The organism is uncultured Bifidobacterium sp. (genome assembly GCF_945269915.1).
Taxonomy (GTDB): domain Bacteria; phylum Actinomycetota; class Actinomycetes; order Actinomycetales; family Bifidobacteriaceae; genus Bombiscardovia; species Bombiscardovia indica.
This window is the reverse complement of the sequence record NZ_CALYOY010000011.1, coordinates 1-21,089: the sequence shown is the minus strand read 5'-3', so window position 1 is coordinate 21,089 and position 21,089 is coordinate 1. Positions and strand designations below refer to the sequence as shown.

The following is a 21,089-nucleotide window of genomic DNA, read 5'->3' as shown; positions in this document are numbered from 1 at the left end:
GGATAGCTCGGTCGCAGTAAAGGCCCCTACTGCAGCAGGACTCTTCACTATGGGGGTTGAGGGCCGCTTGTCAACAAGGTGGATGAGTTCTTCAACCTCCTCTCCGTGGGGGGTGTGATGGTCCTGAACATCTCTTCGAGACCGGTCTCCTCTTTGTGGGTATATAAGCAGAGGAGGCGTGTCGGTGGCGAGGTGCCGCCCGTGTTTGATTCCTCCCTGGGTATATGAAGAAGGGCCGCTTGGAACGGTTCCGGAACGTTCACATGGACCGATTCCGTTGGGTATCGGGGAGGAGACAGTGCGTCGTGACATGGCCACTCCCAGAAGCTCCTTTTCATGGGTACCAGGAGAGGGAGGGACCGATCCTTGTGCCATCAACCCGGAGAGGGACCCGTTTGGAATCAAGCAGGTGGGGTCCTGCAAAGTCGGTCAGGACGATTCCGGCGCTTCTGTCCGTGATTCTTGTGCCGACGTTGGCTGATGTCGGCTTGTACGGGAATAGGGGGAGCAGGGCAGGCACATGCCGATACCGGATTCAAGGTGCCCCTGATGACCGCCAGGAGGATGAGTCAACCGGGTCTCAACGGGGAGCGAGATAAGGAGCCGGTTACCGTCATCCTGCGGGACTCCTACGCCACCGGTCCCCAAGAGTGGTCCATGACCGTCACCTCCATCGGTCCGGATATCGGAGCGCTGAATATCAGGATCATGAATCCGGATCCCAATAACAAGATCAAGAAGCACCTTCCCCACCCTTGCGGACAATATCAACCCCGTGGACAACCTGTACTTCCCCGACATGTTCACCCAGCTGCGGTTCGAGGTCCGGGACGGAGCCGGAAGATATGGACCGACAAGCCGGGAATGGATGCGACATCGAACTCGCGGATTCGTCAAAGAACAACACCGCCGTGCCTGGGTATCCGAGGCTGGGGGGTGCCCGTCGTCCCCTCCCAGTCGGGTGGACGGTCCAGCAAGAAGCTGAAGATGGTCTCCTATATGGACAGCACCTTTGACGGGGGTGACGTCATACAACGGCACCACCACCGGTGTCTCTATCCAAATCAAGCGCGAGGGGCGATGACGAGATGGATGAGACCCAAGCAGGCGGCTGCGGGGAAGCGGAGAGGACGGTTTCCCGCAATGGGGGGGGGGGCGCCATGCCAGGCATCCGCCTTACATACTTATCGCGGGAAAGGCAATGCGGCCGCATCCTCCCTGGTCTGGATGACGACCAGCTTCTGGGTGGGTCTGGTCATGGCCACATAGAGGTCCGATGCCGCGGTCAGGCGGGAGGGGGCCTCGTCCTCGATCCGGCCAGGGTTGACCAGGACCACCGCATCGAACTCCAACCCCTTGGTATCCCCGGTCTGCGTGACCAGGACCTGCCGGTCCCAGACGGGCTGGTCACGTATGGCTTCCGCCCGGGGGAAACCGATCAGGGCCTGGCCGACGGATTCGCGGACAGTGCCGATCAGTCCGTCCGGTGCGATGACGGCCAATCGTCCGGTCCCGTCCTGCCCCACGTACTGTTCTGCCAGGGTCCGGACCTGGCTCTGAACGACTTCCGGCAGTCGGTCATCGTCGGGGGCGACCAGACATTCAACGGCTCCCTCGACCTGTCTGACGGCCTTGAGGGTGGAGACCTGCAGCCCTTCAGACTGTGCGAAGGCGGAGGCCATCTGCGACACCTGGCTGGGATTGCGGTAGTCGATGGTCAGTTGGCGCAGGTCCCATCCGTCGGGGCCGAAGAGGGGGTCCATGGTCTCCGCCCAGGACCTGGTGCCGCCCAGGGCCGAGGTCTGGGCCACGTCGCCGACGATGGTGAAGGAGCGGGAGGGGCATCGTCGGATCAGCATCCGCCAATCCATGGCCGTCAGCTCCTGGGCCTCGTCGACGACGATGTGGCCGAAGACCCATTCCCGGTCGTTGGCCGCCTGCTGGGCCGCCATGGTCTCGTCATGTCCGTTGATGGAGTCGAGCAGCATCCGGGAGGTGACGATGCCCGAGCCGATGCCGTTCTGGGCCAGGGTGTCCTGGGCGAAACGCCGCTCCTCCTCCTGCTGTGCCTCCTCGGCCCTGCGGCGCTCCTCCTCCCGGGGGTCGGGGCCCAGCAGCTCCATGGCCTCATCCAGGATGGGGATGTCCGACACGGTCAGGTCCGCGCCGCTGGGGCGGGTCAGGAGTTCGATCTCATCCTGGCCCAGCCAGGGGGCGTAGCGGCGTAGACGGTCGGGACGGGACCAGAGATTGTCGACCAGCCAGGTGGGTTTCATGGGCAGCCAGGCCAGGTTGAGGGTCCTGCGCACCTTGTCGTTGAGTCTGAGCAGGGAAGTGACCCTGGCCAGTTCCTCCTCCTTGGGCTCGTACTCCACCCGCTCGGCATACCGGGTGGTCATGGCATGGAGGGCGGCGCGGACGAAGACCGCCCTGGCCTGGTTGTGGGTTTGCCGGCTCCTATGGGCGTCGGCCAGGGCCTCCTGGAGGTCCACGGCCAGCATGGGGACCGGCACCCCATCCACCATGACCGTGGGCAGGGTGGATGGGACACGCTCGCGGGCGGTCACGGCATTGGCCACCACCTGGGCCATTCGACGGTCCCCCTTGAGGCGGGCGGTGTGCGGGTCGTCCTGCCGCTCGGCCCTGATGCCCGGTATCAGGTCTGCCATGGTCCTGCTCAGGACCCCGGTCTCTCCCAGGGAGGGGAGGACCTGGTCGATGTAGTGGAGGAAAGCGGAGCTGGGGCCCAGGACCAGGACCCCGGAACGTTCGAGCATCCGGCGGTGTGTATAGAGCAGGTAGGCCGCCCGGTGCAGGGCGACGGCCGTCTTGCCGGTGCCGGGGCCGCCCTGGACCACCAGGGCCTGGGCCATGTCGGCACGGATGATCCTGTCCTGTTCCGCCTGGATGGTGGCCACGATATCGGTCATGCGACCGGTACGGCGGCTGGACAGTGAGGCCATGAGGGCCCCTTCCCCGGCCAGGGTGCCGCTGTCGGCGGCCTGGCCGACCCGCGGGGATTGCAGGTCGAGGATCTCGTCCTCGATGCCGGTGACCCTTCGGAAGCTCAGGGTGATGTGGCGGCGCATGACGACGTCGCCATGGTTGGAGGGGGTGGCCTCATAGAAGGGACGTGCCGCATCGGCCCGCCAATCGGTCAGGATGGGTTCATGGTCCGCGTTGAGCAGACCGATTCGGCCGATGTACCGGCGCTCGCCGGCCCTGGTGTCCAGCCGGCCGAAGACCAGACGATCCTCCACAGCCCTGAGTTGGGCCAGCCTGTCCTCGTACATGGTGGCGAAGGAGTCGCGTTCGGTGCGTTGGGTGGGGGAACCGTGGGAACCGGCCGCCCTGACCACGTCCAGCCTGGTCCGTGCCTGTCTACGAAGGTCGTCCAGCCTGGCATAGGCACTGTCCACTGCACCCTGTTCTTCATTTAGCTGCGAGGAATAGCTCGACATGTGCGTCCCATTTCTGTGGTGAATTCACGCTCGGCCAAGGCGATTGAACAAAACCGGGTTATCAAATATAGCGCGTGACCTCTACCTTTTCCCGCTTCCTCCCCTCCCTGACTCCTTGCATGCGAGCAGGCGCGATTTCGGCCGGTTCGGCCAGGTGCGATAAGCCGTCGGGAAATCGTCGGCGACAATCATGGCGAAGTCCTCACCCCTCCCAGGAAACGCCGGATATGCGCATTTTGGGGGATCAACTCGTTGATTCGTCATCAAATTGGACAATCGGTGGTGATTTATGGTGATTTGTGGGGTAAAGTGGGGAACACTGTGGATACCGACCATCCGATATCAGTGATGGTCGTGGGCGACTTGAGGGTGAAGGAGGTGGGGACCATGGCAGATGAGCCACATGCCGGAACCCCCTCCGCCGTGGATGATGAAAAGGCCCGGACCTTGGACGAAGACGAGGTCTCATCCCTTCTGCCGCCTATGCTCCTGGGTACCTACACCCCCAAAATGGATGCCAAGGGCCGGATGGCCCTGCCCGCCAAGTTCCGGACAGAACTGGGCCGGGGGCTGGTCATGACCAGGGGTCAGGAACGCTGCGTCAGCCTCCTTCCGGTGGATGAGTTCCGCAGGATGGCGGTTCGCATCCAGCACACCTCCATGGGCAACAAGGGGGCCAGGGACTATCTGCGCGTCTTCCTTTCCGGTGCCGTTGACCAGATTCCGGACAGACAGGGCCGCATTCTGATACCCCCCATGCTCCGGGACTATGCCCGTCTGACCTCCAAGGTGGTCGTGATCGGCGTGGGTACCAGGGCCGAGATCTGGGATCAGGACGCCTGGCAGACATACCTGGACAGCAAGGAGCAGGGCTACTCCGACATTGCGGACGACGTTCTGCCGGCGGTGGACTTCTGATGGGCGCTCGGGAAGCGGACCGGCGCATGATGACCGGCATGCCCGACCAGGAGGCCGTCGACAGGGGAGAGGTGCATCAGCCTGTTCTCCTGCAGGACTGCCTGGACCTGGCCGTTCCGGCCCTCGACCATCCCGGTGCCACCGCGGTGGACTGTACCCTGGGCCTGGCAGGCCATGCCACGGCCTTCCTCCGGGCGTGCCCCCAGGCCAGGTTGATAGGCATCGACCGGGACCAGGAGGCCTTGGACCTGGCCACGGGCAGGATGCGTGACGCAGGTCTGGCCGACAGGTTCAGACCTGTCCATGCGGCCTTCGACCAGCTGGACCAGGTCCTCGACCAGGAGGGGGTCGACGTGGTCGACCTGGTCTTCATGGATCTGGGCCTCTCCTCCTTGCAGATCGACCAGGAGGACCGTGGCTTCACCTACCGCAGGGACGCCCCCCTGGATATGCGCATGGATACCGATCAGGATCTCACGGCCAGCCAGATTCTTGCCGAGTCCAGCCAGGAGGACCTTGCCAGGATTTTCAGCACCTATGGGGAGGAGCGCTACTCCGGCCGCATAGCCCGGGCCATCGTCGAGGAACGCGCCAAGGAACCCCTGACCTCATCGTCCCGGTTGGAAAGGCTGGTCGACCGGGTTGTGCCCAAGGCCCACAGGGCTCCCGGCAATCCGGCCAAGCGGGTCTTCCAGGCCTTGCGCATCGAGGTGAATGGGGAACTGGACAAGCTCCAGTGCACCCTCCCGCAGGCGGCTTTGCGGTTGTCCCTAGGGGGGCGCCTGGTTGTGGAGGCCTACCACTCCCTGGAGGACCGAATCGTCAAGCGGTTCATGGGGGCCGGGCTGCATGTGGATCTGCCCGCGGGTCTGCCCGTGGTTCCCGAAGAAGCCAGGCCCTTCTTCCGGGACCTGACCCATGGCGCCATCAAGGCCGACCGGCGGGAGCTCGAACTGAACCCGCGTTCCGCCTCGGTGCGGCTCAGGGCGGTGGAACTGACGGATTCCATCCCCCAGGAGCGTCGCCGGGAACTGGAAGGTCAGATCTGTTCTGACACCAGGGGCCGCAATGGAAGGGGCGGGGGCCGGTCGGCCTCGGCTGGGTCCGTACACGCTTACGGAAGGGGACTGTGATGGCATCGGCAGCTCGTACCGTGCGCTCCAGAGCGACACCCGGGAAGGGTCACCCGCAATCCCAGCCTATTTCAACCCGTCCTGAACTCAACCTGGTCAAGGGAACTCAAACCGGCGGCCGGGCCATGGTGGAGGGGGCCAGGAGGGTCATCTCCTGGACCCATACCCGTGGCACCCCCATGATGCATATCCTGGTGGCCGTCATCTTCCTGGCGACCTCGATGTTCGGTTCCCTGATGCTGCGCACCCAGATGGTCCAGAACTCCTTCGAGGCCACCCGGGTGCAGAATTCGATCAGCAACCTGACCCAGGACGTCCAGGATGACCAGAACAAGCTGGATCAGCTCCAGGCGTCCCTTCCCGACAAGGCCCAGGAGCTGGGCATGCAACCACAGCAGGGGCTGAACTCCATAGACCTCCAGGGCTACCAGGCCCCGTCCTCCGACAAGACCGGCGGCCAGCATTGAGCCGCAAATCAGGAATGTCCACAGCCTGGCGGCGCCCCTTCTGCCGCAGGTCACTCGTGGTGGGCCTGGTCCTGGTCCTGACAGCTCTGGCGGCCTTGGGCAAACTCGCCTACATCCAACTCTTCGACGGCCGTTCCATGGCCCAGGCCGCGTCCGAGGGTCGCACCGTACCCCATACCCTCAAGGCCCAACGCGGGCGAATCCTGGATGTGAACGGGCGGGTGCTGGCCCAGAGTCTGGAACGGTACACGATCGTGGGCGATCCCAAGGCCGCTGCCGACTTCGTCCCCATCGATTGCACCGAGAAGACCCGCGACAACTGCCACAGCATCAAGGGCAGGCCGGTGGGTGCCGATGGGGCCGCCGGTGTGGCCCGACTTCTGGCGCCCGACCTGAAGATGAACGCCATGGAACTGGGCGGCAAGCTCAGCGTGCCAGGCCGCTATGTGGTCCTGGCCAAGCAGGTCACGCCCGAGGTCAAGCGGTCGATCGACAAGCTTGGTCTGGCCGGCATCATCACGGCCGAGCTCAGCAGTGAACGCACCTACCCCCATGCCGACCTGATGGGTCCCCTGATCGGCGGCATCGACAACGAGGGCAAGGGGGTCGCCGGCCTGGAGCAGACCGAGAACAGACAGCTGACCGGCAAGGACGGGTACGAGGTCTACCAGCAGGGGATGCTGGGCCAGCAGATTCCCGGCACCATGACCAAGTCCAACCCGCCGGTCGACGGCAAGGACGTGACCCTGACCATAGACCAGGACGTCCAGTGGTACGTGCGTCAGGCCCTGAAGAACGGCCGTGATCGTTTCCACGCCGACTGGGCCCTGGCAGTGGTCCAGGACACCCGCACCAACCGAATTGTGGCCCTGGCCGACACCGATGACTACCAGGCCGGCAGTGACGATGCCAAGATCCATCCCTCCCGTGCCGTGGCCGAGACCTTCGAGCCGGGATCCATCGGCAAGACCATCTCCATATCGGGCATGCTCCAGGAGCAGCTGCACACCATGGCGGACAAGTTCACCGTCCCCGACCACATCACCGTGGACAACCAGCAGTACAAGGACGCCTTCGACCATCCGACCAAGCACTGGACCCTGGCCGGCATCCTGCAGAACTCCTCCAACGTGGGCATGGTCATGGCAGGCGACAAGTACCCCGACCAGAAGCGCTACGACTACCTGACCAGGTTCGGCATCGGACAACCCTCGGCCCTGGGTCTGCCGGGGGAGTCCAAGGGTCTGCTCACCACCCCGCAGACCTGGGACCGCCGTACCCGCAACACCGTCCTCTTCGGCCAGGGATACGCCACCAACGCCATCCAGCTGACCAACGCCATCGCCACCCTGGCCAACAAGGGCGTCCGCTCCGACCAGTCCATCATCCTCAACGAGGGGAAGACCAACGCCAACCAGGTCAGGGTCGTGGACGAGAAGGTGGCCGCCTCGGTCATGAACGGGATGGAATCGGTGGCCGAGGAATACCAGAGCACGGCCAAGGTGGACGGATACCGGGTGGCCTCCAAGACCGGCACGGCGGAGGTCGCCGACGGTTCCGGCGGGCTGACCGGCATCATCAGCGACTGGGTGGGCGTCATCCCGGCCGACGATCCCCACTATGTGGTCACCGTGGTTCTGAAGAACCCCACCAGCAGCGACGGGGTCTTCGGCAGCATCACGGCCGGCCCCGTCTTTGCCCAAATCGGTGAATTCCTTATGCAGAAATACAGGGTGCCGGCCTCCACGCCCAGAACCGATGCTATCCCGGTAGAATGGTGATACCGGCGAGATGTCGTCGGCCATCCCGAGCGAAGGAGAGATTGGAGTATGAGCGCGCTGAGCGAGTCAATCTCCCGAAGAATGACCCTGGGGCAGCTCAAGGGGAGGTATGGGCTGACCCTGATACCCTCCTTTGCTGAACCGGTGACGGTCACGTCCCTTGCCAACGACCTGGTTTCGGTTCGTCCCGGCAGTCTCTATGTACCGACGGAAGAGGCCGACCAGGACATGGTGGATGAGGCGGAGCGCCACGGGGCCTATGCCGTTCTCCTGCCACCCACCGCCCGGCACAGGATCCGCAACGCACAGATCCCCCTCCTCTTCGGCACCATGCTGCCCTCCCAGATGGGGCAGCTCCTCTCCAACGCAGCCGGCGACCCGTCCAGTTCCCTGGCCGTCTTCGGCCTGGTCGGGTCGGACGTTTACAGCAGCGTGGACACCCTGGCGGACTTCCTGCATGTCCTGGGCAACCCGGTCGGGGTCATCAGCGCACACGGCTCCTATTCCCTGGACCGCGAACTCAGCATGGACTACCCCCTGAGCATGTTCGACATCCAGCGCTGCCTGTCCATATATCTTGAGGACGGTGCCGCCGCGGTCGTCATCTCGGTGGGGGAGGAGACCCTCCAGAACGACGCCCTCCAGTCGGTCGACATGGACGTGGTGGGTCTGGGGCCGAAGACGGCCTCCGGGCGGGACCTGCGCCACACGAGGATGATCTCCCAGGCCAGGCGGTTCGGATTCAATCTTGGCGGTCGGACCACCGTGGCCCGACGCAGCGACGACTCGGATTCCATGGCCAGGCAGTCCCTGCCCCCGGAGGCGCCCATCGAGGACCTCTCCCTGTGCATATCGATGGTCATGGCCGCCGGGGTCAAGCGCAACAACATCAGGAGCGCCCTGCGCGTCTCCCGTGAAATGTCCTGAGAGGTGAGGATGACTCAGTGTGTTCAGGCAGGGACCATGCCCATGACCCTGCAGGAGGTGGCCCGGTGCCTGTCTGGCCGTCTGGTCCCCGTCGCGGCTTCCCGGCCGACCGATGGGGTTGACGACCCCTGTGAGTCCCTCAAGGTGGTCTCCGATTCCAGGCTGGCGGAGGAGGGTTCCCTCTTCATCGCCATCCGTGGCGAACGCGTTGACGGGCATGACTTCCTGCCCGGCATGGGTGCCAGGGGGGTGCGCGCCGCCCTGGTCGACCATCTGGTCTCCGGGGCAGACCTGCCTCAGATCCTGGTGAAGGATACGGTCGAGGCCCTGGGTCTCCTGGCCAAGCACAATATCGAACTGCGCCGGGCGGCGGGCGCCGACTTCACCGTTATCGGCATCACCGGTTCTGTGGGCAAGACCACAACCAAGGACCTCCTGGCCTCCCTCCTGGCCAAGCTGGGGGAGGTCGTGGCCCCGGTCGGGTCCTTCAACAACGAGATCGGCCTGCCCCTGACGGCCCTGCAGGTGGGGGAGGGCACCCGGTTCCTGGTGGCCGAGATGGGAGCCAACCATGTCGGGGAGATTGCGCACCTGACGCAGATCGTTCCCCCCGACCTGGCCCTGGTCCTCAAGGTGGGTGTGGCTCACCTGGGCGAGTTCGGGTCCGTGGAACGCATAGCCCAGGCCAAGAGCGAAATCGTCCGTGGTCTGGTGCCAGGAGGCCTGGCCGTCCTCAACGCCGACGATCCCCGGGTGGCGGCCATGGCTCCCCTGGCCAGGGGCGGAGTACTCAGATTCGGCATGAATGGGAAGACGGCTGTCCTGGATGCCCGTGCATCCGACGTGGAACGGGACCGTTCTGACAGGCCCTCCTTCACCCTGTCCCTCGCCGATGCCGAGCCGGTCCGGGTTCACCTGGGCATATCAGGCACCCACAACGTCATGAACGCCCTGGCGGCGGCCACGGTGGCCCACCATATGGGCATGGATCCCCGTTCCATCGCCGAAGGACTGGGCCGGGATGACAGGATCAGCCCCCACCGCATGGCCGTGGGGACGGTGCGGACCGCGCGGGCGGGGTTCACCCTGATCGACGACTCCTTCAACGCCAATCCTGATTCCATGCGTGCCGGTCTGGATGCCCTCTCCACCTGGCAGGGTGCCAAGGGCCGTGCCGAGCCATACCGGATTGCCGTCCTGGGGGTCATGCTGGAGCTGGGGGACCGGTCTGCACAGCTCCACGAGCAGGTCGGTGCCTACTGCCGTCAGCTTGGCCTGGATGCCCTGGTCGCCGTGGGTTGCCCCGACGAGTCGGCGGATGCCCTGGTCCGGGCCATGGTCAGGGGGGCCGGTGGGGAGACCGCCGGTGAGACCGAGGGGGGAACCGCCCCCATGCTGGTCAGGTACGCCCAGGATGCCGATCAGGCCGGCAAAGTGGTCGAATCCCTGGCCGCCAGGCACCCCGGATCCCTGGTTCTCCTCAAGGGGTCGCACATGTCCGGCCTCTCGGCCCTGGCGGAGAGGTGGCAGGGTTGAGGTATGGGTAAGCTGAAAGCCGGTTTTCAGGCGCAAACGTTCACGGACATGATCCAAGAGTTGGAGCACACACAGTGATAGCCCTCATCATAGGAATTCTGGTCTCCCTGGTGGTCACACTGGCCGGGACCCCACTGCTGATCAGGCTGGTGCACCGTCTTCACTATGGGCAGTACATCCGCCAGGACGGTCCCAAGTCCCACCAGGTCAAGAGGGGCACCCCGACCATGGGCGGCCTGGTCATCAACCTGGCCATCCTCCTGGGGTGGGCCGTTTCCGCGCTCTACCGTTACCTGTCACGGGGGGAGTCCCCATCCCTCTCGGCCATGCTGGTCCTCTTCGCCATGCTCTCCATGGGCGGCCTGGGCTTCATCGACGACTTTGCCAAGGTCCGTAAGAAGCAGAACCTGGGTCTGTCGGTCAGGGCCAAGTTCACCGGTCAGTTCATCCTGGCCACCATATACGCCATACTGGCCCTCCAGCTCCCCACCAAGAACGGCTTCCCCAGCGCCCAGGCCGGTATCTCCTTCGTGGAGCGTCCCATCATCAACTTCGAGTTCGCCGGCCATGCCGTGGCCATCATCCTCTTCATCATCTGGGTCAACCTCCTCATGACGGCCTGGAGCAATGCCGTCAACCTGACCGACGGTCTGGACGGCCTGGCATCGGGAAGCTCCATGATCGCCTTCACCGGCTACACCATCATCGCCTTCTGGGAGAGCTACCACCTCAAGGGAGCGGGCCATCCCGGCCACTCCTACGCCGTCTCCGACCCCCTGGACCTGACCATCATCGCCTGCTGCGCGGCCGTGGCCTGTTTCGGCTTCCTCTGGTACAACACCAACCCGGCCTCCATCTTCATGGGCGACACCGGCTCCCTGGCCCTGGGCGGGCTCTTCGCGGCCCTGTCCATCGCCACACACACCGAGCTCCTCGCGGTCATCCTGGGCGGGCTCTTCGTGGTCGAGACCGCCTCGGACGTGATTCAGGTGGGCTACTTCAAACTGACCCACAAACGGGTCTTCAAGATGGCGCCCATCCACCACCACTTCGAGTTGATGGGGTGGCAGGAATCCAAGGTGGTGGTCAGGTTCTGGATGATCGACCTGATCTTCGTCCTCCTGGCCCTGGTCCTCTTCTATGTGGACTGGGTGGTCCGGTCCGGGCTCCCCGTCTGAGCGGCAGAAATGTGCAGGGTAGCGGTCCGCCGGCGACCGGTATCAGTACCAGGAACCGCCGGCCCGATGAAACGGGGTGTTTCCCTTCATGGACATGAGTGACAAGCGGGTGCTGGTCGTAGGGTTGGGCATCTCGGGCAGAAGCGTGGCCGAGGCCCTGCAGGGACGTGCGGCCGCTGTGACCACCCTGGACCAGAAGGTGGCCCAGGCCGATCTCCATGACTTTGATGCCATCGACTGGGACCAGGTCGATCTGGTCATGACCTCGCCGGTCTTCAACCCCCGCACCCCCTTCATCCTGGAGGCGCAGCGGCGGGGCATCCCGGTGGTCAGCGAGGTCGAGGTGGCCTGGAACCTGCGGGTGGACAGCGCCCGGACCGGTGCCCCCGCCCCCTGGATCGGCATCACCGGCACCAACGGGAAGACCTCGACCACCCAGATGGCCTCGGCCATGATGGAGGCCTCGGGCCTGCGGGCACCGGCGGTCGGCAACATCGGCAAGGCCGTATCCCAGGCCGTTCTGGACCCCTCGAACGACTGCCTCTGCGTCGAGCTGAGCTCCTTCCAGCTCCACTTCACCGATTCCCTGGCCCTGGAATGCGCGGCCATCACCAACCTGGCGGCCGACCACCTGGACTGGCACGGCGGGTTCGAGCGCTACGCCGCCGACAAGGCCAAGGTCTATGAAGGGGTGCGCAAGGCCCTGGTCTACAACGCCGATGATGACCGGGTCCGCGTTCTGACCGACCGGGCCCACCCGGCCCCCGGATGCTTGAAGGTGGGGTTCACCCTTGGCAGCCCCACAGCAGGGCAGATCGGCGTGGACCGGGGTTGGATCGTCGACAAGAGCGGCCTGGCCGGTGGTGAGCCAGACAGGGCCGAGCGACTGGTCAGGCTGTCGGACCTCGCTCATCTGAGCGAACCCGACGGGACCGTCTACCCCCACCTCCTGGCCGATGCCCTGTGTGCCCTGGCCCTCTGCCTGGGAGCCGGTGCCGATAGGGGTGCGGCCCTGGAAGCCATGCGAGTCTTCACACCCGGAGACCATCGGATCCAGACCGTCGCCAGTCTGGGTTCCGGACCGGACGCCATCCGGTTCGTGGACGATTCCAAGGCCACCAACGCCCACGCGGCCATGGCTTCCCTGTCCAGCTACCAGGATGGTTCCGTGGTCTGGATCGCCGGTGGCCTGGCCAAGGGAGCCCGGTTCGAGGACCTGGTGAGGACACAGGCCCGGCGGATGTCTGCCGTGGTCATCATCGGCAGGGACCAGACCACCATGCTCCAGGCCTTCGAGGCCGAGGCCCCGGACCTTCCCCTGACACTGATAAACCCTGAGCCCGAGCAGGATGTCATGGCCAGGGCCGTCCAGGCCGCCGGTTCCTACGCCCGCCCCGGGCAGGTGGTGCTCCTGGCGCCGGCTTGTGCCTCCATGGACCAGTTCAAGTCATACGCCGATCGTGGCCAGCAGTTCGCGGATCAGGCCGACAGGTGGGTGAAGGCTCATGGCGAAAACCACTGACTCGACCGGTGGCGGCACAGGCATGCCCCAGAACCCCTACCGGGGATGGCGGGCCATCATGAACCCGCTCTGGTGCTACTACGGGTTCCTGGCCTCGGTCATAGCCACCACGGTCTTCGGACTGATGATGGTCTTCTCCTCGTCCTCGGTCGACCTGGTGGCCCAGGGCAGCTCCCCCTGGAGCCAGGTGGTCCGGCAGACCGTCTACTGTGTGATCGGCCTGGTCATCGCCTTCGCCGCCCAACGGATCAAGGTGGAGGATTACCAGCGTTGGTCCTTGGCTTTCCTGGTCTTCAGCCAGTTCTTCCAGCTTCTGACCCGTACCCCACTGGGGCGCTCGGCCAACGGCAACCAGGGGTGGATTTCGATCGGGGGCATCTCCATGCAACCGGCCGAGATGCTGAAGCTGGCCCTGTGCATATGGCTTCCCCAGGCCCTGATTGAGGCCCAGCGAGAGATCCGGGAGGGGAAGACCCCCACCCACCCGTGGACACCGTATCTGACGCCGATCTGTGGGTTCGTGCTCAGCTTCGGCCTGATCATGCTGGGCAGGGACCTGGGCACGGCCATGATCATCGTCATCATCGGCTTCGTGGCCTTTCTGGTCTCCGGTTTCCCCCTGAGGTGGCTCCTGAGCCTGGCCGTGGTCGGCCTGGTCGGTATCATCGGTTTCTCGGTCATGGGCAACGGAAACCGGACCCAGCGCATCATGGCGGCCTATGGGAAGTGCTCGGCCGATGACATTCAGGGCGTCTGTTATCAATCCATTCACGGTCTCTACGCCATGGCATCCGGTGGTCTGAGCGGGGTGGGTCTGGGCAATTCCCGGGAGAAGTGGAACTACCTGCCCGAGGCCCACAACGACTTCATCTTCGCCGTTATCGGCGAGGAGCTCGGCTTCTTCGGGGCTGCCCTGGTCATCCTGGCTTTCATCATCATGGGCTGGTGCATGCTGCGGATCGCCCTGACCACCAAGAACCGGTACGCCGGCATGGTCCTGGTCTGCCTGGACGTCTGGCTGGTGGGCCAGGCCCTGATCAACATCTGCGTGGTCCTCGGGCTCCTGCCGGTCATCGGTCTGCCCCTGCCCTTCGTCTCCGCGGGTGGCACGGCCCTGATCATGTGCCTGATGGCGGCCGGGGTGGCCCTGCGGATGATTCGGACCCAACCCGACGTCAAGGCCCTCGTTACGGGGGCCTGAGTAGGATTTTCAGCATGAGTGACAGGGGTCGGACAGGAATGGCGAAGCAGGGAGACGGGTCCGGAGACGGGCCCCATGTGGTCTTGGCGGGTGGCGGCACGGCAGGGCATGTCAACCCCCTGCTCAGCGTGGCGGCCGCCCTGCGCGGGCAGTGCCCCCAGGCCCGAATCAGCGTCATCGGCACCGCCGTAGGTCTGGAGCACGACCTGGTTCCGGCTGCGGGATTCCCCCTGGATACGATCGAGAAGGTACCCTTCCCCCGTCGTCCCAATACGGATGCCCTGAAGTTCCCTATGCGGTGGGGCAGGGAGGTCGGCAGGGTCAAGGAGATTCTCCGCCGACAATCGGCTGATCTGGTCGTAGGCTTCGGCGGCTACGCTTCGGCACCGGTCTATAGGGCCGCCAAGGTGATGGGCCTGCCCATCCTGATTCATGAGCAGAATGCCAGGGCCGGCATGGCCAACAAGCTGGGTGCCCGGTGGGCGGACTATGTGGGCACGGCCTATGATCACACCGGCATCAAGGCCCGTCCGGGTATCCCGGTCGAACGGGTCGGGCTGCCCCTGCGGCCTGCCATCGCCGACCTGGTCGTGAAAATGGAGCGTGACTCCCGGGCTGCCCGGGTCCAGGCCGCGGCACAGCTGGGGTTGGACCCCGAGCGGAAGGTGGTCCTGGTGACCGGCGGCTCTCTGGGCGCGGCCAGCCTCAACAGGGCCGTATCCGCCTGTGCGGGCAGGCTTCTGGAACTTGGGCAGGTGGTGCACCTGACCGGGCGCGGCAAGAGCGGCCAGGTGCAGGAGCAGGTTGTCCGCGATCTGGGCGATGGGGTGGTCACCGACCTGGATCCGGCCCACCGTGGTTCCGGTGATTACCACATGGCCGAATACCTGGAACGTATCGATCTGGCCTTCGCCTGTGCCGACCTGGTCATCTGCCGGTCCGGGGCAGGTTCGGTCAGCGAGTTGACGGCCCTGGGCCTGCCGGCCGTCTATGTTCCCCTGCCCATCGGCAACGGGGAGCAGCGGTTCAACGCCCAGCCGGTCGTCGAGGCCGGGGGAGGGCTGATGGTGGCCGATGCCGACCTGACCCCCGCCTGGATCGAAGAGCAGGTGCCCGCCCTCCTGGCCGATGTGGACAGGCTGGGCACCATGCGGCACCATGCCTGGGATTACGGCATCCGCGATGCGGCCCAGGTCATGACCTCCAGGATTCTTTCCGTGGCCGAAAAGGGCTGAAGGCCCGGTGGGGCAGGCAGGGTCGGTGGGCGGATAGGGCCACCCTGCGCGTACAGGTCTGCCGTCATAATGGAGTCAGTATGGAATCGTCCGAGGAGATGTATCTTGCCCAGCACTGATCGTAGGAACCCAACCACCGGGGAAGCGGACCCGTCTGCCCTGCCCCTGGACCCGACCCGGGATGCCCTGGCCGGAACGGGGATCACCGACCCCCAGGACCTGGGAGCCACCCACTTCATCGGTATCGGGGGTGCCGGAATGAGTGTCCTGGCCGAGATGCTCCACCAGGTCGGCGTGCAGGTCTCCGGTTCCGACAGGCAGGCCAGCGAGAAGACCGACCGCCTGGAGCGGCTGGGTATCACGGTCCGCCTGGGGCAGAGCGCCGGGAACGTGGCGGGTGCCCGGACCGTGGTCTGGTCCAGCGCCATCAAGCCCGACAACCCCGAGATCCTGGCGGCCCGAGCCCAGGGTGCCCGACTCCTGCACCGGAGCGACATCCTGGCCCTCCTCATGGCCTCCAGGCGTTCGGTCACCGTGGCCGGAGCCCACGGCAAGACCACCACCAGCGCCTTGACCGCCCACATTCTGGCCAATGCCGGAACCGGCAGGCTCGCCGACCCCAGCTATGCCATCGGGGGTTCCATCCAGACCGCACGGGGGGCCATCGACGGGGGCCATGTCGGCCAGGGTGACGTGCTGGTGGCCGAGGCGGACGAGTCGGACGGGAGCTTCGGCAAGTACCGCCCCACCATCGCCATCGTGACCAATGTGGAACCCGACCACCTGGACCATTACGGAACCCCGGCCGCCTTCCGCCAGGCCTTCGTCGACCATGTCCGCCATGCCCAGGGGTATCTGGTCATCTGCGGAGATGACCAGGGTGCCCTGGAGGTCCTGCGGGACCTGAACGGGACCTGCAAGGCCAGGGTGGTGGTCTACTCGACCGAAACGCGCTCGGAGCTGGGAGAGGCCCTGAAGGGGGCCAGCCTGGTCAGGATCGTATCCGAGTCCGAGGCCAGTGGATCGGGCCGTGAGCACTGCACTCTGCAGATTCCGGCCGACCTCCTTGACCGGGCCGGGGACGATACCGGCAGAGATTCAGGGAATTCCGGGGATAGTGCGGACCGGAGCGTCGAGGTGCCAGTCGATCTGGCCATACCCGGCATCCACAACGCCCGAAATGCCACAGCGGCCATCATCGCCTGCACCCTCCTGGGCCTGGACCCTCGGGCCGCGGCCCGTGCGGCGGGTGGTTTCCGCGGGGCCTCCAGGCGGTTCGAGGTCAGGGGAGAGGTCGGTGGGGTGACCCTGGTGGACGATTACGCCCATCATCCCACTGAAATCGCCGCCCTGTTGGATGCCGCCCGCAGACGTTACCCGGACCGGACCATCCGTGTGCTCTTCCAACCTCATCTCTTCTCCAGGACCAGAATCTTCGCCGACCAGTTCGCCTCGGCCCTGAACCGGGCCGATGATGTGACCGTGACTGGTATCTTCCCCGCCCGGGAACGCCAGGAGGACTACCCCGAGGTTGGTCCCGACACCATTCTGCAGGCCCGCCAGACCACAGCCGCCGGAGATGTGCATCAGGCCTCCTTCCATGCCTGCCGGGACATGCACCAGGCGGCTCTGGACCTGGCCGACCGTGCCCGGTCCGGTGATGTCATCATCACGGTCGGTGCAGGCGACATCACCACCATGGGGCAGGTCATCCTTGATGAACTCTCCGTCAGGTTCTCAGGCCAGGGTAGGAAAGAGGAGACACGGTGACATCCCGCAGAGTCGTCAGCTCCCGGAACCCGGACGGGCATGGACGGTCCGGGCGATCCATCCGCTCCCGCTCCAAGGATGCGGTGTCGGGTGCGGACGGGGCTGTGTCGCAAGAGGGTTCCAGACAGGGCGGCGGTCCGCGTTCCAAACAGGTCGGGCACTCCGGGGAACCCACGGAGTCCGGGAAGTCCCGGAGGCGCCGTCGATCCAAGGAACTGATTCCCTCCCGTCGGAGATCCAAGGGGAAGACTGCGACCACTGCCGACCAGTCGTCCCCGCGCGCGATTCGCTCGGAGCAGGAAAGCCGGGCCGACGATTTCGTTGATGCCCGTGCCATGCCCTCCGACCAGGCCGTGTCGAATCGCATCGGGGTCGACCGGGACCAGGAGGGCATGGGGGTCTTCGTCCGTCCCAAGGTCATCGACTTCGAGGCCAGGGTCAACGAGAAGAAGTCGGCCAGCCGCCGTGTCATCCTTATCCGCGCCGGTGTCACCTTCCTGGTTCTGACCCTCATCGCGGCCCTGGTCTGGCTTCTCTTCATATCACCGGTCTTCCGGCTCCAAGCCGAGGATATCGAGGTCTCCGGCGGCAACGCCTGGGTGGCGAACAAGAAGGTGGAGTCCATCGTCAGGGAGCAGGGCGACCGTTCCCTCATGCTGGTTTCGACCAAGTCGATTGAAGAGGACATCGGCGGTATGGCCGGCGTGACCGATGCCCAGGTGCACAAGCACTTCCCCCATGGCCTGGATGTGACTTTCAGGGCCCAGGAGCCCACGGCCATCCTCAAGGATTCCCAGGGCACTTTGACCGCCGTCGACCGGAAGGGGCGGGTGCTCAACGCCGTCGACAGGCCGGCCAAGAACATCCCCATCATCCAGGTGGCCAATCTGGAGCGCGGCAAGAGCGACCGGACCGTCAAGCAGACCCTGCTGATCCTCTCCTCCATGCCCGAGGACATGCGTCACTCAGTGACCAAGGTGACCGCCGACACCCAGGATTCCATCACCACGGAGCTGAACAGGGGGGAGCGTGTGATCATCTGGGGAGATGGTTCCGACCTGAAGCTCAAGCTGGCCGTCGTTGACAAGATCATCAATGATCCCAGCAAGATCGGTGACAAACACCAGCTCGATGTCTCCGCCCCGCTCAGACCCATCGTCAAGTAAGCGGTGGTACAGCCGTTTCATATTGCCCTCAGCAGGAATGTGTCCATCGAGCCATTGACCGGCTGCGGTGGTTTGCGCCCTCCTTCGTTTGCGTAAAGTCAGCCCTGGTGGGCGGGTGCCTGCATCAGCTCGTCCGTGTCCAGGAGGATGGTCACAGGTCCGTCGTTGACGAAGTCCAACCTCATGTGGGCACCGAAGCTGCCGGTGATCACCTCGATGCCGTATTCCGACAGGGCTTGATTGAGGTCCTCCCAGACCTCTTCGGCATGGTCGGGCCTGCCGGCTCCGATGAAGCTGGGACGGTTGCCGTGGCGGATGTCGGCATAGAGGGTGAACTGGGAGACCGACATGATCCGCCCCCGGCAATCGACCACCGAACGGTTCATTTTGCCCTGGTCGTCCTCGAAAATCCTCATCTTGGCAATTTTCCGGGCCGCATAGGCCACCTGCTCAGGGCCGTCCTGGTCACTGACCGCCACCAGGAGCAGCAGCCCCTGCCGGATCTGCTGTGGTTCGAATTCCCCATCGGGCTGGCCCCGGTCATCGACCACATCCACATGTGCCCTGGAAACACGTTGTATGACGATTCTCATGTCTGCCAGTCTAGAGGCGACCACAGGACCGCGCCGATCCGTGGCCGCCTATGCCTATGGCGAGATAAAGCTTGTATTAATCCACGGACCGGTATATTCGCTCCAATGAAGTATCAGGACCCGGCAGATGTAGTTCTGCGCTCACCCGGGTATTCCGGGCCTGAGCTGCTCGACCAATACCACACTCGTATCCGCACATTACTGGAGAAGCGCAAGGATCAGATCCTCTACCAGCTGGATGACCCCACCCTGTCGCCATCCCGACGCGACGATCTGGCCGCCCGGTACCGTCAGGTCAAAGCCGATATCGAATCCATCCGCCTGGGCGCCCGCGAATCCCGTTATGCACAGCTTGAGCGGAGATACTCCTGATTGCCGAGCAAAGGCGCACTGAATGACGACCTGCTTGGTGCTCGGGCGCTGATCGGTATTGCAAAGTCAATATTCGATTAGATCAGTTCCGTTTTGTGCTGTGTACGGTACAGCGCCAGATCGGTTATTTTCCAAACGATTGATTCCTATGGCATACGGGTGGTCAATGATACGCTTATCCAGTAGGATCGGAGGGAGGGACAATGGACGTGCCGCACTTTAGTTTTGAAGTCAATTGCCCTCCTGAAAAAGTTACGGCTAGAGCTTTTAATCTGGCGGCTGAGGCATTTTCTCAATTGTTGTCTCAAGCAGAGGCCGACGATTGGATAGTCACCGAGGCACGTATAGCGAGCGTCCATATGACTGCTGAACCTCTTGTTTATGATTCCTTGGCCAATCGATCTTTACAAGTGATGAGGTCCTTTGCCGGCATGGCCTCATCGGCTGAACCTAATCAGGTTGCGTTGATTACTTTTAAACGGGTCATAGAAAACTCCAACGCTCTTGTTCATGAAACTCAATCAGACCTGATTCTGAATATCGATGGTCAGATTAGCATCCTCGACCAACAGTTGCTTGAGAACTTAGAGCGTCTTCTCAAGAAGGCTGCACGTCGTTCCTTCGGTCGCATTCAGGGGAAAATCGACAAGCTCATATTACAGAGGAATCATAGGTCGATCGGGCTGGTGGATAAATCGAGCGGTAGAAGGGTAAAGGTCACTTTCCCGAGTGATCTTGATGGTGTCGTGAGCACGCTCAATCCTGGAAGGCTGATAGAGGTTACGGGGTTTATTCGGCTTGATGCTGATGATTGTCTCTCGATGGATGCTGAAGGAATTCAAACGATTCAGAAGAAGCATCGCGCACCGGTCACGGCTGATGACTTGGTCAATACCATAAAGATACAGTTGCCGTCAGGTGTGAACTCTGTCAGTATCATCGACTCGCTGAGAAGCTGCGGAGAGCAACGGATCACCAGAGGGGATAGCCAATGACCCTAAATATGGAGAGGGAAGATGGACTTCGTTACCCCGCGCGTGCCATTGTTGATACCAACGTTATCTTGAACGTCGCTCTGGGGAAGATGGACAATCTCCCCGCGACGTGTTTGGACCGATCAAAACGATTGTTGGATGATGCCATCAGTGGGCAGTTTGAACTTCTGCTTCCTTCCATCGCCCTGATTGAACTGTCGTCGGACCATATTATTCATGCGGACGGTAACCCGACTAAAAGACAATACAAAGAAATGAAACAGCAAGTGATGCAGTGGTGTGAGGATTCCACGCTTGATTTTGCGGATCTTACCTTGCCTGCTGCCGAGTGGTACCACGATAATACGTCAATACAGTGTATCCGTCCTATCGATTCTGCGATATTGGCTACGGCAAAATACGCGAATGCCACCGTAGTATATTCGTGGGATGATAAATTCATTGAATTCGTCAAGAAAGCCAATGCCACAGCGAGTATCGGCATCAGTGTTCGCCACCCTCCAGAATGTCCAATCACCCTGTTCGATGAATGAGGTCTATTCGATAAGTGCCAACCGATGAATATGTGTGCGTAGTGTGTTGAGAATAGTGCGATATGGCATTGGAAGTATTGCTCTACTGGTATGAACAGGGATTTGTTGAATTTGTATTCCGGGCTATTGGCACAGTCGTTTCGCTCTGCTGATCTGCAGTTCCACGTTGTTATGCGACGGGGAGGGTCCTGGCAACCATCCAGGCACCGTCCAATACAATCTGCGGTTCCCAGGATGAAATCAAGGAGAGCAGCAAAAAGCCGTCCGGGCGAACCCGGGCGGCTGTGTTCGAGTGGAGCTG

General features: G+C 63.4%; 17 protein-coding genes. 15 read left to right on the top strand and 2 right to left on the bottom strand.

Translation table 11 applies throughout. The features are described 5' to 3' along the window. Window positions 1-1,184: 1,184 nt before the first annotated feature. The gene (locus Q0K62_RS03280) at window positions 1,185-3,461 is read right to left on the bottom strand and encodes an AAA family ATPase (RefSeq protein WP_297316552.1); all 2,277 of its coding nucleotides are present in this window, start codon (window positions 3,459-3,461) and stop codon (window positions 1,185-1,187) included. Between the two features lie 483 nt (window positions 3,462-3,944). Between Q0K62_RS03280 and mraZ the strand changes: the two genes are divergently transcribed. The 12 genes from mraZ to Q0K62_RS03220 all read left to right on the top strand — a co-directional run bounded on the left by mraZ (window position 3,945) and on the right by Q0K62_RS03220 (window position 18,295). Next, window positions 3,945-4,379, top strand: a complete 435-nt coding sequence (mraZ, locus tag Q0K62_RS03275) for a division/cell wall cluster transcriptional repressor MraZ (RefSeq protein ID WP_297316580.1) — start codon at window positions 3,945-3,947, stop codon at window positions 4,377-4,379. A gap of 38 nt (window positions 4,380-4,417) precedes the next feature. Continuing rightward, window positions 4,418-5,512 carry a 16S rRNA (cytosine(1402)-N(4))-methyltransferase RsmH gene (gene rsmH / locus Q0K62_RS03270; protein WP_297316579.1) on the top strand — a complete coding sequence of 365 codons (1,095 nt, stop codon included), beginning with the start codon at window positions 4,418-4,420 and terminating at the stop codon, window positions 5,510-5,512. Further along, entirely contained in the window at window positions 5,512-5,979 is a 468-nt protein-coding gene (locus tag Q0K62_RS03265; protein WP_297316551.1) for a hypothetical protein, read from the top strand. The genes rsmH and Q0K62_RS03265 overlap by 1 nt, the downstream gene beginning before the upstream one ends. A gap of 14 nt (window positions 5,980-5,993) precedes the next feature. Continuing rightward, complete coding sequence (locus Q0K62_RS03260; protein ID WP_297316578.1) at window positions 5,994-7,760, top strand: penicillin-binding protein 2; 1,767 nt, start codon at window positions 5,994-5,996, stop codon at window positions 7,758-7,760. A 48-nt stretch (window positions 7,761-7,808) separates the two neighbouring features. Beyond that, window positions 7,809-8,687, top strand: a complete 879-nt coding sequence (locus Q0K62_RS03255) for a UDP-N-acetylmuramyl peptide synthase (RefSeq protein WP_297316550.1) — start codon at window positions 7,809-7,811, stop codon at window positions 8,685-8,687. A 9-nt stretch (window positions 8,688-8,696) separates the two neighbouring features. Further along, complete coding sequence (gene murF, locus Q0K62_RS03250; RefSeq protein ID WP_297316549.1) at window positions 8,697-10,223, top strand: UDP-N-acetylmuramoyl-tripeptide--D-alanyl-D-alanine ligase; 1,527 nt, start codon at window positions 8,697-8,699, stop codon at window positions 10,221-10,223. Between the two features lie 74 nt (window positions 10,224-10,297). Continuing rightward, window positions 10,298-11,401 (top strand): phospho-N-acetylmuramoyl-pentapeptide-transferase, encoded by a 1,104-nt coding sequence (mraY, locus tag Q0K62_RS03245; RefSeq protein WP_297316548.1) that lies wholly within the window; start codon window positions 10,298-10,300, stop codon window positions 11,399-11,401. A gap of 88 nt (window positions 11,402-11,489) precedes the next feature. Next, window positions 11,490-12,923, top strand: a complete 1,434-nt coding sequence (murD, locus tag Q0K62_RS03240) for a UDP-N-acetylmuramoyl-L-alanine--D-glutamate ligase (protein ID WP_297316547.1) — start codon at window positions 11,490-11,492, stop codon at window positions 12,921-12,923. Further along, entirely contained in the window at window positions 12,907-14,124 is a 1,218-nt protein-coding gene (locus Q0K62_RS03235) for a putative peptidoglycan glycosyltransferase FtsW (RefSeq protein WP_297316546.1), read from the top strand. Before murD ends, Q0K62_RS03235 begins: the two co-directional genes overlap by 17 nt. A gap of 14 nt (window positions 14,125-14,138) precedes the next feature. Beyond that, on the top strand, window positions 14,139-15,359 hold the full coding sequence (locus Q0K62_RS03230; protein WP_297316545.1) for a UDP-N-acetylglucosamine--N-acetylmuramyl-(pentapeptide) pyrophosphoryl-undecaprenol N-acetylglucosamine transferase: 1,221 nt from the start codon (window positions 14,139-14,141) through the stop codon (window positions 15,357-15,359). Window positions 15,360-15,518: 159 nt separating this feature from the next. After that, complete coding sequence (murC, locus tag Q0K62_RS03225) at window positions 15,519-17,129, top strand: UDP-N-acetylmuramate--L-alanine ligase (protein WP_297316577.1); 1,611 nt, start codon at window positions 15,519-15,521, stop codon at window positions 17,127-17,129. Beyond that, entirely contained in the window at window positions 17,126-18,295 is a 1,170-nt protein-coding gene (locus Q0K62_RS03220) for an FtsQ-type POTRA domain-containing protein (RefSeq protein ID WP_297316544.1), read from the top strand. The genes murC and Q0K62_RS03220 overlap by 4 nt, the downstream gene beginning before the upstream one ends. 98 nt (window positions 18,296-18,393) lie before the next feature. Here the strand turns inward: Q0K62_RS03220 and dtd are convergent, their stop codons facing one another. Next, window positions 18,394-18,888, bottom strand: a complete 495-nt coding sequence (dtd, locus tag Q0K62_RS03215; RefSeq protein WP_297316543.1) for a D-aminoacyl-tRNA deacylase — start codon at window positions 18,886-18,888, stop codon at window positions 18,394-18,396. A gap of 105 nt (window positions 18,889-18,993) precedes the next feature. On the opposite strand from dtd, the gene Q0K62_RS03210 reads away from it, so the two are divergent. The 3 genes from Q0K62_RS03210 (at window position 18,994) to Q0K62_RS03200 (ending at window position 20,788) form a co-directional block, all read left to right on the top strand. Then, entirely contained in the window at window positions 18,994-19,260 is a 267-nt protein-coding gene (locus tag Q0K62_RS03210; protein ID WP_297316542.1) for a hypothetical protein, read from the top strand. 203 nt (window positions 19,261-19,463) lie between these two features. After that, entirely contained in the window at window positions 19,464-20,255 is a 792-nt protein-coding gene (locus Q0K62_RS03205) for a hypothetical protein (RefSeq protein ID WP_297316541.1), read from the top strand. Next, complete coding sequence (locus tag Q0K62_RS03200) at window positions 20,252-20,788, top strand: PIN domain-containing protein (protein ID WP_297316540.1); 537 nt, start codon at window positions 20,252-20,254, stop codon at window positions 20,786-20,788. Before Q0K62_RS03205 ends, Q0K62_RS03200 begins: the two co-directional genes overlap by 4 nt. Window positions 20,789-21,089: the final 301 nt, after the last annotated feature.